General features: G+C 59.3%; 9 protein-coding genes and 1 pseudogene. 6 read left to right on the top strand and 4 right to left on the bottom strand.

The features are described from left to right. Positions 1–32 precede the first annotated feature (32 nt). The 3 genes from NKH36_RS14435 (at position 33) to NKH36_RS14445 (ending at position 4,159) form a co-directional block, all read left to right on the top strand. Positions 33–1,901 (top strand): ABC transporter ATP-binding protein, encoded by a 1,869-nt coding sequence (locus tag NKH36_RS14435; RefSeq protein WP_352959238.1) that lies wholly within the window; start codon positions 33–35, stop codon positions 1,899–1,901. Next, positions 1,901–3,796 carry an ABC transporter ATP-binding protein gene (locus tag NKH36_RS14440; RefSeq protein ID WP_352959240.1) on the top strand — a complete coding sequence of 632 codons (1,896 nt, stop codon included), beginning with the start codon at positions 1,901–1,903 and terminating at the stop codon, positions 3,794–3,796. Before NKH36_RS14435 ends, NKH36_RS14440 begins: the two co-directional genes overlap by 1 nt. Before the next feature lie 174 nt (positions 3,797–3,970). Then, complete coding sequence (locus tag NKH36_RS14445) at positions 3,971–4,159, top strand: hypothetical protein (protein WP_352959242.1); 189 nt, start codon at positions 3,971–3,973, stop codon at positions 4,157–4,159. 252 nt (positions 4,160–4,411) lie between these two features. Here the strand turns inward: NKH36_RS14445 and NKH36_RS14450 are convergent, their stop codons facing one another. From NKH36_RS14450 to nifA, 3 genes are all read right to left on the bottom strand, one after another. After that, positions 4,412–5,452 (bottom strand): LLM class flavin-dependent oxidoreductase, encoded by a 1,041-nt coding sequence (locus tag NKH36_RS14450; protein WP_352959244.1) that lies wholly within the window; start codon positions 5,450–5,452, stop codon positions 4,412–4,414. Positions 5,453–5,543: 91 nt separating this feature from the next. Next, the gene (gene hisC, locus NKH36_RS14455; RefSeq protein WP_352959245.1) at positions 5,544–6,683 is read right to left on the bottom strand and encodes a histidinol-phosphate transaminase; all 1,140 of its coding nucleotides are present in this window, start codon (positions 6,681–6,683) and stop codon (positions 5,544–5,546) included. 234 nt (positions 6,684–6,917) lie between these two features. Beyond that, the gene (nifA, locus tag NKH36_RS14460) at positions 6,918–8,684 is read right to left on the bottom strand and encodes a nif-specific transcriptional activator NifA (protein WP_352959331.1); all 1,767 of its coding nucleotides are present in this window, start codon (positions 8,682–8,684) and stop codon (positions 6,918–6,920) included. Between the two features lie 831 nt (positions 8,685–9,515). On the opposite strand from nifA, the gene NKH36_RS14465 reads away from it, so the two are divergent. The 3 genes and pseudogenes from NKH36_RS14465 to NKH36_RS34830 all read left to right on the top strand — a co-directional run. Continuing rightward, positions 9,516–10,844, top strand: a complete 1,329-nt coding sequence (locus NKH36_RS14465; protein WP_352959247.1) for a dicarboxylate/amino acid:cation symporter — start codon at positions 9,516–9,518, stop codon at positions 10,842–10,844. 302 nt (positions 10,845–11,146) lie between these two features. Further along, complete coding sequence (locus tag NKH36_RS14470; RefSeq protein ID WP_352959249.1) at positions 11,147–12,178, top strand: LacI family DNA-binding transcriptional regulator; 1,032 nt, start codon at positions 11,147–11,149, stop codon at positions 12,176–12,178. Between the two features lie 441 nt (positions 12,179–12,619). Further along, positions 12,620–12,855 (top strand): annotated as a pseudogene (locus NKH36_RS34830) (IS1634 family transposase); the annotation flags it as partial. A 186-nt stretch (positions 12,856–13,041) separates the two neighbouring features. Here NKH36_RS34830 and NKH36_RS14475 read toward each other — a convergent pair. After that, positions 13,042–13,971: a LysR family transcriptional regulator gene (locus NKH36_RS14475; protein WP_352959251.1), complete on the bottom strand. Its 930-nt coding sequence runs from the start codon at positions 13,969–13,971 to the stop codon at positions 13,042–13,044. Positions 13,972–14,026 lie beyond the last annotated feature (55 nt).

Raw genomic sequence — 14,026 nt, forward strand, 5'->3', positions numbered from 1 at the left:
CGAAGGCGCAAAATGCAGTCGGGAATACACCCGTGAGCAGTGATGCTATCGGCAGCGCAACGAACGCTGTGAATTCGTTGACCCATGTGGAAGCGGCGCGCTGGGGCCGGGATTTGAGTACGCTGTTGCGCATCACGCGTATGAATTTGCGGCACCCCTGGCAGGTCGCCTTCGCTATGGGCTCGACGGTCCTGGCGGCAATCCTCCAGTTGCTAATTCCCCAGCTTCTCGGCCGGGCCGTCGACCTGACCCAGACAGCCATCGGGGGCGGTGTCGCGGGGACCGCGGCAGGACAAGCGCTCTGGACCCCTGCTCTCCTGCTGCTCGCCGTCAGCGCGCTACGCGGCCTTTTCACGATGGCGCAGAACTATTTTGCCGAAGCCGTCGGGCATCATGTCGCGTACGAACTGCGGCTCGCCTACTACGACAAGATCCAGCGTCTCAGCTTTTCCTTTCACGACCGGGTCCATTCAGGCGATCTGATCACCATCGGAATGCTCGATCTCCAAGGCGTGCGGATGTATTTTTCCACCGCGCTCGTTCGCGTGCTCCTGCTCACCATGCTGATCGGGATCGGCGCCTACATGATGATCTCGACCGATCCCATGCTCGGCCTGGTCGCGCTGAGCTTCGTGCCTTTTGTCGCCTGGCGCTCATCGGCCACACAGCTTAGGCTGCGCGCCACCTGGCTCGACCTGCATGAGCGGCTTTCGGTACTAAGCCGCGTGATGGAGGAAAATCTCGCAGGCATCCGCGTGGTCCGCGCTTTTGCGGCTCAAGCCTATGAGATGCTGAAGTTCGACGGCGCTTCCAAGAACGCGCTCGACCTCGCCCGCGACCGAGTTGACATCTACGTGCCCAGCACGTCGGCGATGACCTTGTCCTTCTTTTTCGCAATGGGATTGGTGCTCTGGATCGGTGGCAGCAAGCTCGTCGCTGGCGAGATCAGCGTCGGAACGGTGGCGACCTTCCTGACCTTCATGACAATCCTGCAAATGCCAGTCCGCCAGATCGGCCTCATGGTCAATGCCTTTGCCCGCGCTTCTAGCTGCGGTTCGCGGCTTTTCGGTCTCCTCGACCAGGAGATCACAATCAGGGATGCTCTCGAGGCCAGACCGCTCGAGATAAGCGACGGCACTCTGCGCTTCCACAACGTCTCGTTTGCTTACCCCAGCGCCGAAAACCGCGCCATTCTGAAGAACCTCAGCTTTGAGGCCCGTAGAGGCGAGACGATCGCGATCGTCGGTCCGCCGGGTTCGGGCAAATCGACGATGGCTCATCTGGTCCCCCGCTTTTACGACGTGACCGGTGGCGCCATCACGCTGGACGGCCAGGACATACGCAATGTCACCCTCGCGACGCTTCGCAAGGCGGTCGCCGTCGTACAGCAGGATGCATTCCTATTCACCACCACGATCGAGAACAACATCGCTTATGGCGATCCCTGGGCGAAGAGACAGCGAATAGAACGCGCTGGCGAATTCGCCCAGCTCCACAACTACATCCTCGGGCTCCCAGCAGGCTACGAGACGGTCGTGGGCGAGCGCGGCGTCTCTCTCTCTGGCGGCCAGCGCCAGCGTCTCACGATTGCTCGCACCATGATGCTGCGCCCCTCCGTCGTCGTTTTCGACGACTCAACGGCCGCGATCGATGCCGGCACCGAGCAGCGCATCCGCGCGGCGATGCGGCGCTTCGCCAAGGATCGGGTGACGATCATCATCGCGCACCGGCTGAGTGCGCTTATGCACGCCGATCAGATCCTTTTTGTCGATAACGGCGAAATCGTAGAACGCGGCACGCATCAAGAGCTTTTGGCGAAGCGGGGACGCTACCGGGCCCTTTACGATCTCCAGACGCGCCCGGGTGACGACATTATGACCCAGTATGGAGGCGCCCGCTGATGGCGCAGGGCCGCGCCGGCGAACTCGAAGCCGAACGTGACGACGGCAGACGCCCTCCGCGCGCGGTTGTCGGCTCGCACCGCATCGAGGAAGAGATGTTCGGCCGGGCTTTCGACAAGAGCATCCTCCGGCGCATCTGGGCCTTCGTCCGTCCCTATCGGGCCAGGGTAGTCATCACGATTGCAGCAATGCTGATCTTCACGGGGACGCAGCTTCTCATCCCGTTGATCATCCGCTACGCGCTCGACCAGGGCATGAACCCGGCAAGGACCGATCGCTCAGCCCAGCTTGCGGCCGTCGGCGCGTTCGTTTTGGCGATTTTGGTCAATTTCGCTGCCGGCTACATGCAGGAAACCGTGGTTGGGAAAGTGGCCGAAACTGTCTTGTTCGACATCCGCCGCGCCATGTTTGGCCATCTGCAGAAGGTTTCGCTCTCCTTCATGGACAAGACCGAGGTCGGACGCCTCATGTCGCGCCTGCAAGGCGACGTCAACTCCATACAGGAATTCCTCGAAACCTCGGTATATTCCGTAGGCGATGTTGCGCTTCTCTTCGGCATCGTTTTCGTAATGCTGTGGCTCGACTTCCGCCTCGGCCTCCTGACGCTCTCGGTTCTGCCGGTCCTGGTGATCGTCCGCATTGTCTGGCTGCCGCGTGCCCGCGCCGCCTTCATGGCTGCACACGAGACTAATTCCGTCGTCAACGGCGCGCTGGCCGAAGCCATTCACGGCGTGCGCACCGTCCAGTCCATGGACCGCCAGCAGGTGAATTTCATCCTTTTTGACGACAAGGCCCATGCCAACCTCAGGACCCACCTGATCGCTGCCAAATATGCACTGGTCATGGTGCCTATCGTCGATGGCCTCACCGGCCTCGCCATGGCCGCCGTTATTGTGGTCGGCGGCTCGATGGTCATGAATGGCCGCATAGATGTGGGCGTATTGGTTGCCTACCTATTTTACATCCAGCGCTTCTTTGACCCGATCCGCTCACTCACCCTGCAATATTCGATCATGCAGCGCGCCATGGCCTCAGGCAAGCGCCTGACCGATGTGCTCGACGTCAAGATCGATGTTCAGGACAAACCCAATGCCGAGGTGCTTTCGCCCGAAATGGACGGCTCGGTCGAGTTCAGGGACGTCAGCTTCGGCTACAATCCCAAGTGTCCGGTGCTGAAAAATGTCTCCTTCCGGGTCAATCCCGGCGAGACGGTCGCACTGGTCGGGCCGAGCGGTTCTGGCAAATCGAGCGCGATGGCCCTGGTCCACCGCTTCTATGATGTTCAGCAGGGCCAAGTGCTGGTCGGCGGACATGATGTGCGCGATCTCACCCAGGAATCGCTCGGCCGCCAGGTCGCCATGGTGCTGCAGGAGCCATTCCTGTTCACCGGGACGGTCTTCGAGAACATTCGATACCACAAGACGGAAGCCACGCGCGACAAGGTGATCGAGGCCGCCAAGGCGGTCGGTGCGCACGACTTCATCATGAGCCTCGCCGACGGGTATGAGACCCAACTTGGCGAACGCGGCGACAACTTATCTCTCGGCCAGCGCCAGCTCATCAGTTTCGCTCGCGCCCTCGTCGCTGACGCCAAGATCCTCGTGCTCGACGAAGCTACCGCCAACATCGACAGCTACACGGAAATGCAGATTCAGAAGGCTCTGATAAAGCTGCTTGAAGGGCGCACTGGCCTCGTCATCGCCCACCGTCTTGCCACGATCCGGGGTGCCGACCGCATCATCGTGCTTCAGAATGGCCAAGTTATTGCGACTGGAAACCACGATCAGCTAATAGCCATGGGGGGCCTGTATTCCAAACTCTACAATCTCAACTACGCCTCCTTCGACGATATTCCCGAACACGATCCGACCGTACAAGCCGGCTGCCAGACCTGATCATCTTGGCGGCCTTGTGGTACTGGCATTGACTTCGGGCGTGCCGGCGGACACTCAGGCCCCCGCAGACGAGGAAGCAGGCAGCATTCATGAAAAGCACGCGCGCAGATCGTGAAGACCGGCTGCGAACGATTTCCTCCAGCGTCGTTATCCGACCGCGGTGCACCCCGCGACATGGGCGAACTCGCTCCAGGTGGTGTCGCTCGGCGTAGCAAAGCCGCTCGCGAGCGCGCCCTCAACAGCGCCGTAGCGAGTGACGGCTTTGCTACCGCCGAGCCGCTGATGAAGCTGGATGCGGGAGCCGCCACCGGCGCCGCCCCGGTCGAGAAGAACCCTCTGCGGCGGGCTATGGGCAATGCCTAGCGCGAGCGCGACGAGCAGACGCGTGCCGGCACCGTGGCGCGCTCGGCAATCATCTCCTTAGGATCGTGCAGGCTCACACCGTGGCCCAGACGCCGGCCAACGCACAAACCCGGCAATCTGCGCCCCCGGTTCGTCGTCAGTTTGGCCTCCCTCACGATTGCCCAATCCCCACCACGTGCACGCTCGAGCACGTGGATGTGAGGGAGCGCTGTTACAACGATTTACCTTCAGATCAGACCGCGAATTTCATGGTCAGCCAAGTCGAGCCATGATTTCGGATTGAATGGTCGTCGCGGTGTACAGGGAAGCATCGAGCGGCAGATTTCCAAATGCCAGTTGACAAAGCAGGTAGTTGGCACCTGCCTCTTCCAACTGATCCAACAGAACTTTTCGCACAGATTCTGCTGATCCTACCACGCACAATTCACGCTCTATTGCCGCATCGAAGGTCAGCGGCAGGTTTGGTGGAGTCGGGATGGCATTAAGGTCGTAAAGGAATTGGAAGCTCTTGAGCCATCGTTCGTAAGCAGGTGCCGCGATCGAATACGCGTCTGTTTCGGAACGCCCAATCACCACCATTCGGAGCAATCCAATAAATGGTGCTTGATCGCCCGTGTCAGTGTTGTCCTCTCGATAGGCGCGGAAGGCATCCGTAGTTTTGCGAACAAAAGAGGAAGGTCCTACACACGCGATATTTGCTCCATTCGCAGCGGCCCAGGCTGCGGACTCGGGTCGATTGGCAGCGACCCATGTCGGCGGATGTGGACGCTGATGAGGTCTTAGCGTCAAAGGAACGTCATTGAGCTCAAAATGGTGGCCTTGATAGCACAGGGTGCCGACCTTCATCGCATTAACAAGTATTTCAATAAGAATTTCGCTGGCTTCCGCATAGCGGCCCGGCACCGCGTCCGCACCAATCCCGAAGTAACCCAATTCGATCGGGAGAGCACCGCGCCCTATGCCCAGTTCGAGCCTGCCACCGCTCAACTGGTCCAGCATACAGATCTCTTCGAACGCACGCAGCGGATGATAAAGCGCAAGCAGCATCACCAAGGGTCCGAGACGCAGGCGCCGGGTGCGCTGGGCGACGCTCGATAAGAACAGATTTGGCGATGGACCTCTCCCATGGGGGGTACAGTGGTGCTCTGCGAGATGATAGGCATAGAACCCAAGCTGATCGCACGCCTCTGCTAATATCAGGCGATCTTCGTACTGCCGGGCGATATCGCGGCCGTCCTCGTCCAGATGATCGAAGATGCCGAAGGCTAGGTTTGAAGGAAAGACGTTTGTCACTCGATATTGTCCCCGATTTTAAAGAAAAATGTTGTCATGCTTGGGTGACCAAGCAAGTCTAAAGATAGCAATGTGTGATATCGGATTAGGGTCAGCGTACCGAACAAGCAGAGCCTGACGCTCCCCTGCCCGTGGTGCTTGGTATGTTTAAGCTTCCAACTATATCGCCAGCGGCAGCAAGAAATGCGTCCAGCTGCTCTTTTGTGCCGATGCTGACGCGGATGCAATGTTCCAAACCATTGTCCGGAAAGTAGGCAACGAGTATCTTTTGCCCTTTCAAGGCTGCTTGCCACCATGAGCCGTCCTGTCCCGCTGGCACACGGGCTAGCAAGAAATTTGCGTGGGAGGGCGTTACGGAAAATCCAAGTTGCGACAGTGCGGCTGTCACTCGCTGTCGTTCATGTCTGATGTGCTTGTGGTTCTCTGCGTAGGCGCCGCGATGCGCAAGCACGCTGATACCAACCGCATGCCCGATCACGTTCATGTTGAAGACGTTCTGGATGTTGCGCAGCCTGCCAATAATTTCAGGGTGACCAAAACCGAAACCGACGCGAATGCCGGCGGCGGCATAGCTCTTCGAAAATGTTCTCAAGATCAGAAGGTTCGAATAACGGTTGACGAGGCGCAGCCCGTGATCGGGCGCAAAGTCGACGTAGGCCTCATCAAGGACGACCAGGCGGTCCGATTGTGCTACGAGGCGTTCGATATCGCTTATCGGGAGGAATGTTCCGGTCGGATTGTTTGGATTGGCCAACAGAATGAACTTGGCGTCTTTTGCCGGACCGGAAAGCATTTGCTCCATTGGTAGCGAATGATTTTGACATCCGATCTCCAGAAACTCAGCACCATGCAACATGGCAAGTTTGCGGTTGAACGAAAACCCAGGCGAGATCATCGCCACCTTGTCGCCAGGGGCGAGGAAAGCTCTGTAGATGAGTCCGAGCAGTTCAGACGACCCGTTGCCTGCGATGACCTGATCCCTGGATAGGCCATAGGTATGGGACGCTGCTTCCCTCAATCTGATGTTATCGTCGTCCGGATATAGATACTGGCGCTTGAGGGCCGCCACTGCACTTTGCATTATGATTGGCGGCAACGGAAACGGGTTCTCATTCGTATTCAGCTTGACAAAACTTCTACCCGGCGCTGGTCCGTTGGACGGCAGAGGATCTAACTGTCGCGTCACTTGCGGAAGAGACGAAAGCACAGTTTGCAGTTTTGCATCGGACATATCTTATCTCCGTTTCAGTCGCAGAGCGGCATCCGTATGAGCTCGCAACGAGAGCAACATGGCGGACGGGATTGACGATGGCAGCGCTGCCTTTCACAGGATGGTCGCAACGCCGGCTGCCGGGAATTGGGCCAGGCTGTCCTCGGTCGGATCGACTTGACGCCGACGCAGATCTGCATCCCTGCGCGGGGCTAAAGTGCTAAGCGGTCTGAGCTAATCGCCTGAGTCATGCTTTCACAGACGCCTGATCTCGATGCCGTATTTCCTCAGCACGTAGCCAATCTGGCGCGGCGTCAATCCAAGCAGGCGCGCCGCCTTTGCCTGCACCCAGCCACATCTTTCCATGGCAGCAATGACGCGCTCGACGTCGGTGGTCCTCGCGCCAATCGGGTGGGTTGCGCCGGCAGGCGGGACTATAGTTTCGGCCGAACGAGCGGCCGCATCCGGCGGCGTGGCCGGCTTCACTGGCTCCGGCAGGATCGGCGCTGGTTGCAGCGCGGCCTTGCCCGATCTGCTCTCCCACAGCGCCTCGGCAAAGCATTGGCCCTGGGAGCAGGCAAAGTCGTTTCTCCCGATTGATAGTCCCGCCGCCAGGATCGCTGTCCGGTGCACGCAATTTTCAAGCTCGCGAATGTTGCCGGGAAATTCACATTTCATCAGCACTTCAATCGCACGCGGATCGAAGGTGAGCGTACGGCCGTTCTCATCGTTGAAATTCTTGAGAAACTCAGCTGCGAGGAGCGGAATATCGCTGCGCCTTTGGCGCAACGCCGGCACCAGCAAGGGAACCACGTTGATGCGATAATATAGGTCGGCGCGGAACTCATTCCTTGCAACCGCCTCTTCCAGGTTCCTGTTCGTGGCGGCAATCACGCGAACATCGACCTTGATGGTCTGGTTGCTGCCGACGCGCTCAAACTCCTGCTCCTGCAGCACGCGCAGCAGCTTTGCCTGGAACGAGGCCGAGATCTCGCCGATCTCATCCAGAAACAACGTCCCCTTGTCGGCGAGCTCAAAGCGCCCCTTGCGGGAATTGAACGCGCTTGTGAAGGCACCCTTCTCATGACCGAACAATTCGGATTCCAGGACTGTCTCTGGCAGCGCTGCACAATTGAGTTTGATGAAGGGCCGCTTGGCGCGCGGCGACAACTCGTGAATTGCCTTGGCAGCCAACTCCTTCCCGGTACCAGATTCGCCTCGCAACAGAACCGTGGTCTTTGCCTTGGCTATCACCGCGATCTTCTCGAGCAGCGCGCTTAGCGCCGGACTGTCGCCAATCATCCCCTCGACGTGAACCTTCTTGCGCTGCCGTGCTGGGTGCGTGACATCAGAGAATTTCGTTTGCAGCCGATCTTCCAACGCCGGCGGTCGCTCGCGGTCGCCCGCGGAGAAGCGATGCAACTTGACTGTCTGTCCCACCATGTTGGCAATCATGGTGAGCAGCCGGACATCATAATCGAGCCGATACCTTGACCTGCTGTCCAAGAGGCGGTCGATAGTCAGCGTGCCTACGGCGTTCCCATCAACACGGATGGGAACGCCGATGAACGACACGGTGTCGGAGGCCCCAAGCACCTCTATGTCAGCGGCAGTGAAGGCCGAATGCATCGCTATGTCCTCGGCGACGAGCGGCATGTCCGTCGTCACAATCTGATCGATTGCGTTGCGCGGCAGGCGCGACCGGGAGCGCTCATTGCTGTTCTTGTCGCAGCCAGTGGCCACGGTGATGTCCAGTACGCCCTCCGCGTCGCAGAGAGCGATGATGCCGTGCCGCATCTGCACAAACGAGCGCAGGAGATCAACGACCTTGGCCAACGTGACTTCGAGCCGGGCGGGGTCGGTGAGTACTTTCGATATTTCGGAGATGCCGATGAGCACGCGCTCGTGGAATGCCACATCCGCAGGATTCGTCTCGGACTTTGGGTAACCCTTTTTCGCATCCGGAAGCGATATGCGGCACTCGCCGGCATTTGGTTCTGATTTGCGAATGTTGTGGTGCATGTGATCCTCGATCTCGCGGCATGAAATGAATGCCGGCGGCATGTGCGCCCGCGACGTCGCGGGGCAAGCGCGAAAATGCTCTGACGTGAACTCGTGCCGCCGCCATCTGGTCGAGTGCAAAGCGGGTCGACCCCCTGACGCATCGCTTGGCTCTCCCTCCACGAAGCTTGGCCACGTTCTCGGCTTACACCGGGAGCAACCGCACGTTGATTCAAAAGACCGGAGCGAGGCGGGATAGTCAATCGAGCTTTCTTTCTTTCGTGAAAGGAAACCTCGGGGCCCATGATAGAATTTATCAGTTCTAATTTGTGTCGGCGATATTGAACGACAGAAATACCTGCGCCGGCGATGCGGTGCCCGAGCGAGTGACCGCGCCAAGCGCAAACTGCGGGGCCGTGCAACCGCATCGTCGCGGTCACGACCAGCGGCGTCAATCTCTACGTCTCGACGTCGCTTCCAAGCTGTTGCTGCAGCATTAGCGGGGCAAAGAGCACGGCAATTGTCCGCTCTCGTGCCAGCGATACGGCCCGTCCAAAGTCGGCAAAACCGAGGGGCGCACCACGATGTGCAGCAAAACCGCAACCCAGAGAGATCGACCGCCGGCAATCTGCCGGAGAACATCAACGGCGTGTCGGACGGCGGCCTGTCAATCGCGTCTTGTGCCACCGCGTTCTTCAGATCCGATTATTGGCCACGGTCAGTTCAGCTCATGCGGATTCATTTGGCATGGGTATTGCGGCGGCGTTGGTGCAGCGTTCGACCGGAGCGCCGCGATAGGGAGAAGCCCGGGAGAAGTCACCCCACCTCGATCCGGTCAGGGAGAGAGAAACAGTGTCAGCTGCACAAGTCCGCGGCGCGAGTCCCGCGCCCCGCAAACCCTTCTATGCCAAGCTTTACGCCCAGGTGCTTGTCGCCATCGCCCTCGGCGTCGCAATTGGCTATTTCTATCCGGGGACCGGCGAGAGCCTGAAGCCGCTGGGCGATGCATTCATCAAGCTGGTCAAGATGATCATCGCGCCTGTCATCTTCCTGACAATTGCGACCGGCATTGCCGGCATGAACGATCTTCACAAGGTCGGCCGGGTCGCCGGCAAGGCGATGGTCTATTTCCTCACCTTCTCGACGCTCGCGCTGATCGTCGGCCTCATCGTCGCCAATGTCGTCCAGCCTGGCGCCGGCCTCAACATCGATCCGGCCTCGCTCGATGTCCAGGCCGTGAATACCTATGCCGCAAAGGCCCACGAGCAGTCGGTCACCGGCTTCCTGATGAACATCATCCCGCCAACGATTGTCGGCGCCTTCGCGGATGGCGACATCCTGCAGGTGCTGTTCTTCTCGGTTCTGTTCGGCATGGCGCTGGCGATGGCCGCAGAGACGGGCAAGCCTGTCGTTTCGTTCCTTCAGGCGCTCATCGCGCCTGTCTTCAAGCTCGTCGGCATTCTGATGAAGGCCGCCCCGATCGGCGCTTTCGGCGCAATGGCCTTCACCATCGGCAAATATGGCATCGGTTCGGTCGTCAACCTCGCGATGCTGGTCGCGACGTTCTATTTCACCGCCTTCCTCTTCGTGTTCGGGGTTCTCGGCGCGGTCTGCCGCTACAACGGCTTTTCGATCTTTTCTCTCATTCGCTACATCAAGGAAGAGCTGCTGCTTGTGCTCGCAACGTCCTCCTCGGAGGCCGCGCTTCCCTCGCTCATCCAGAAGATGGAGAAGGCCGGCGCCAGGCGTTCGGTTGTGGGTCTCGTCATCCCGGCCGGATATTCGTTCAATCTGGACGGCACCAATATCTACATGACGCTGGCGGCCCTCTTCATCGCGCAGGCGACGAACACGGATCTGTCAATCGGCGATCAGGTGCTGCTGCTGCTCGTTGCGATGCTTTCCTCCAAGGGCGCTGCAGGTGTGACAGGTGCGGGCTTTATCACCCTGGCTGCTACGCTCGCCGTAGTTCCGAGTGTTCCCGTTGCGGGGATGGCACTGATTCTCGGCATCGACCGCTTCATGTCCGAATGCCGGGCACTGACGAATTGCGTGGGTAACGCAGTGGCATCCCTCGTCGTCGCCCGTTGGGAAGGAGAATTGGACCGAGCGCAGATGAAAGCCGCCTTCTCCGGTCATCAACTTGCCGAGGCATCAGACCGGCTACCCTCCGCCGAGTAGGTCGACACACCGCGACCGGTTAAGTCGCCTGGCTGGTCACATGACCTGAACGATCGGCTCGCAGGCTCTAAACGGCGCCTCACGGACCATGTATCAGAAGCGCTAAATGTGTGAGTGCAAATCGTCGCCCCCCTAAGCGAATGAACCTTCCGTTATACCCGGCCGGTCTACGTCTGGAGTGCTGTTCGTCCAATACGCTGTTCAGTATGCGGACGTCTTCACTTTGCCACCCGAAACCATTGTCGAATCGCGCTAGGTGACAGAGAGCCAGCCTGCGCCAAAAACCAATCAGAACAGGACCCATGACCAAGCGCCCCACAATTGCCGATCTCGCCCGCGAAGCCCGAGTCAGCGTAGCAACGGTCGATCGGGTTCTGAACGCCCGCCATCCGGTGCGCGAGGAGACCGCGCGGCGGGTCCACGACGCCGCCCACGCGATCCGCTATCATGCCGCGGGGCTCATCAAGCAGCGCTTGCGGCGAGACCTTCCGCACTACCGTCTGGGCTTCATCTTGAGAAAACCGGCCCAGCATTTCTACCAAGACTTTGCGCGCGAGGTCGAAGCGTCGGTCAATTTGGCCCAGTCCTTCCACGGCATTCCGCTCATCGAATTCGCCCCGTCACATATGCCCAGCGACCTGATCGCACCGCTCAAGGATTTGGGCGCACGCTGCCATGCGATCGCGATGGTGGCACCGGACCACCCGAAAATTACAGCAGCGGTTGAGGACCTCAAGGCCAAAGGCATTCCGGTTTTCTCGCTGCTTTCCGATTTCGCCGCCGGCGTGCGACAGGGCTATATCGGCCTCAACAACCGCAAGGTGGGACGCACGGCCGCTTGGATGGTGTCCAAAGTCGCAAAACGGCCCGGCAAGGTGGCGGTGTTTGTGGGCAGCCATCGTTTCCAGGGGCACGAGCTCCGCGACGTCGGCTTTCGCTCCTATTGCCGTGAGAACGCGCCGATGTTCGAGGTGCTCGATCCGCTCGTGAACCTCGAGAAACGGCAGATCACCTACGAGGCAACGCTTGACCTCATGCAGCGGGAACCCGAGCTCGTCGGCTTCTATGTCGCCGGCGGCGGGATGGAGGGCGCCATCTCCGCGGTCCGGGAAGAGGGCAAAAGTCGGGATCTCGTCGCGATCGTGAATGAAATCACGCCGGAATCTCGGGCGGCACTCGCAGATAACATCATCACGATGGCGGTCGCCACGCCAATGCGCCGGCTTTCCCAGGAGCTGATAACGCTGATGACGCGGGCTATCGAGACCGGCACCGCTGAAACACCAGGACAGACATTTCTGCCGTTCGACATCCATCTGCCGGAAAATATATGAAACTGGATTCTATCGTAAGCGGGGAGTTTCCTTTCATAGATGAGAGAAAGTTGATTGATGATCCGATCCACGCGGGGTAGCCGCACCCCATAGGCCTCAGTCGCGGCCCAGGATGAAGCGCCGATTGGGTGAACGGATCGGCCGCGCGTTCAGGCGGAAGCGCGAGGTAAATTGCCTACATCCGCAGCGTCGACCTCGACCGGCTTCATTGCCAACATCCTCGACGTTGTCGGTGCAGGGCGGTGTCGTCAAGGATGCCTCACGCCAGTAGCCGAGCGAGGCCGGCAGTCCATTGGTCGACCTCGTCGACCGCCATCTCCCCGCCTGGCTGCGCGTGAAAAGCCGCGGCAAGGCCGGCAAAGTTGGCATTTAAGTGGGGCAAAACATCTTCTGGGACTTCGCACGCGAAATCGGAGGCGGCAGTCAATTCAGTACCAACCCGGGCATGTGTTCTGCTCGTTCCTGGCCATCGTACTCAGCAAGGAACTGCGCCGCTCTGCCGGGCCAAGGCCTGACGCCCGAATGGCAACCGCTCCTACGCGATCGCGACCGCCTCCAGGAAGCCACCATTGAAAAGGATGCTCGCGTCGTCACCACCACGTACGGCCAAAGTGGGCAACGTCTTGAAGGCAGCTGGCATCGCTCTGCCACACAACCTCGACGAACAACTCGCCTGAGATCAGCCCCAAAATGTGGTGGTAACACGTGCCGGCGCGCGCCTAACATGCTGATCAACGGCATTATTCTTACAGGCGGTGTTTAGGTGGGGCTAAATCTCTTCTGGGACTTCGCACGCGAAATCGGAGGCGGCAGTCAATTCGGTACCAACAACGGCAAGGTCGGATCCGGCGTGCCCGAGACGCTCAATAGCTTTCAAGCAAAGGCGCCAGGCGAGATGCCTCCTGCAACATCATTTCCCGCATCCATAGGCTTGCCGGATCAGTGTTGTGAAGCGCAGGCCATTGGACGGCCTCCGTGAATGCGGGATGAGGAAGTGGCGGCGGAAGTCCGACAATCCGCAGGGGTGTTGTTTGTGCGAAATGCTGCGCCAGCCGTAAGGGCATGGTCCCGATGCGGTTGGTGCCTGATAGGACGGGCGCGATCAGGCTAAAGCCCTGTACGACGACCTCGATACGTCTCTCGAAACCGTGCTCGAGCAAATACCATTCCTCCATGGTGGGCTGCCGGGTGTGCCTGAATTTGAGCACAACATGCCCCATCGACAAGTATCGGTCGAATGTAAGTGGCTCTGACAGCTGCTTGTTCGTGCCGCAGCCTACGCATACGAGCATATCTTCGAACAGGGCTGCGCGAGGATGTTTCGACATGAACACTTCCGGCATAATCAGAAAATCAACGTCGCCGCGCCGGAGAAGCTCCTCGGGGTCGTCGGAAATAGGCAGACATTCGAAGCGGACGGCGGGAGCTTCCCGCGCAGCACGCTCTACGATCTTCTTAAAAAATACGAGCGTGAGGTAATCGGAAAGCATGATTCGGAAGAGACGAACCGATTGGGCTGGGTTAAAGGCGTCGGAGGAAATAATCGATAGCTGGATGTGCAGCAATGCGTCCCGGACTGCTGGGGCGAGCCCCTCCGCGCGCGGTGTCAAAATGAGCTCGCGGCCGTTCATCGCAAATAGCTCATCGCTGAAATAGGCGCGTAACCGAGCGACGGCGGCGCTCATGGCCGGCTGGCTCAGGTTAATACTGTTGGCCGCGGCAGTGACTTTACGCTCCCTGATCAGAGCGTCCAGCACAACGAGGAGATTTAGATCCAGCCCCTTAAAACGCATGCCCTGATCTATCCAGCGTGTGGATGGGTACCATCTAAACAATCAATTTTACGAA

The organism is Mesorhizobium sp. M1312, from assembly GCF_040318115.1.
GTDB lineage: Bacteria > Pseudomonadota > Alphaproteobacteria > Rhizobiales > Rhizobiaceae > Mesorhizobium.

Bases quoted from the DNA above. Each gene is read 5' to 3' on its own strand.
- NKH36_RS14440 (WP_352959240.1), top strand. From the start codon at position 1,901: ATGGCGCAGGGCCGCGCCGGCGAACTCGAAGCCGAACGTGACGACGGC.
- NKH36_RS14475 (WP_352959251.1), bottom strand. From the start codon at position 13,971: ATGCGTTTTAAGGGGCTGGATCTAAATCTCCTCGTTGTGCTGGACGCT.
- NKH36_RS14445 (WP_352959242.1), top strand. From the start codon at position 3,971: ATGGGCGAACTCGCTCCAGGTGGTGTCGCTCGGCGTAGCAAAGCCGCT.
- nifA (WP_352959331.1), bottom strand. From the start codon at position 8,684: ATGCACCACAACATTCGCAAATCAGAACCAAATGCCGGCGAGTGCCGC.
- hisC (WP_352959245.1), bottom strand. From the start codon at position 6,683: ATGTCCGATGCAAAACTGCAAACTGTGCTTTCGTCTCTTCCGCAAGTG.
- NKH36_RS14470 (WP_352959249.1), top strand. From the start codon at position 11,147: ATGACCAAGCGCCCCACAATTGCCGATCTCGCCCGCGAAGCCCGAGTC.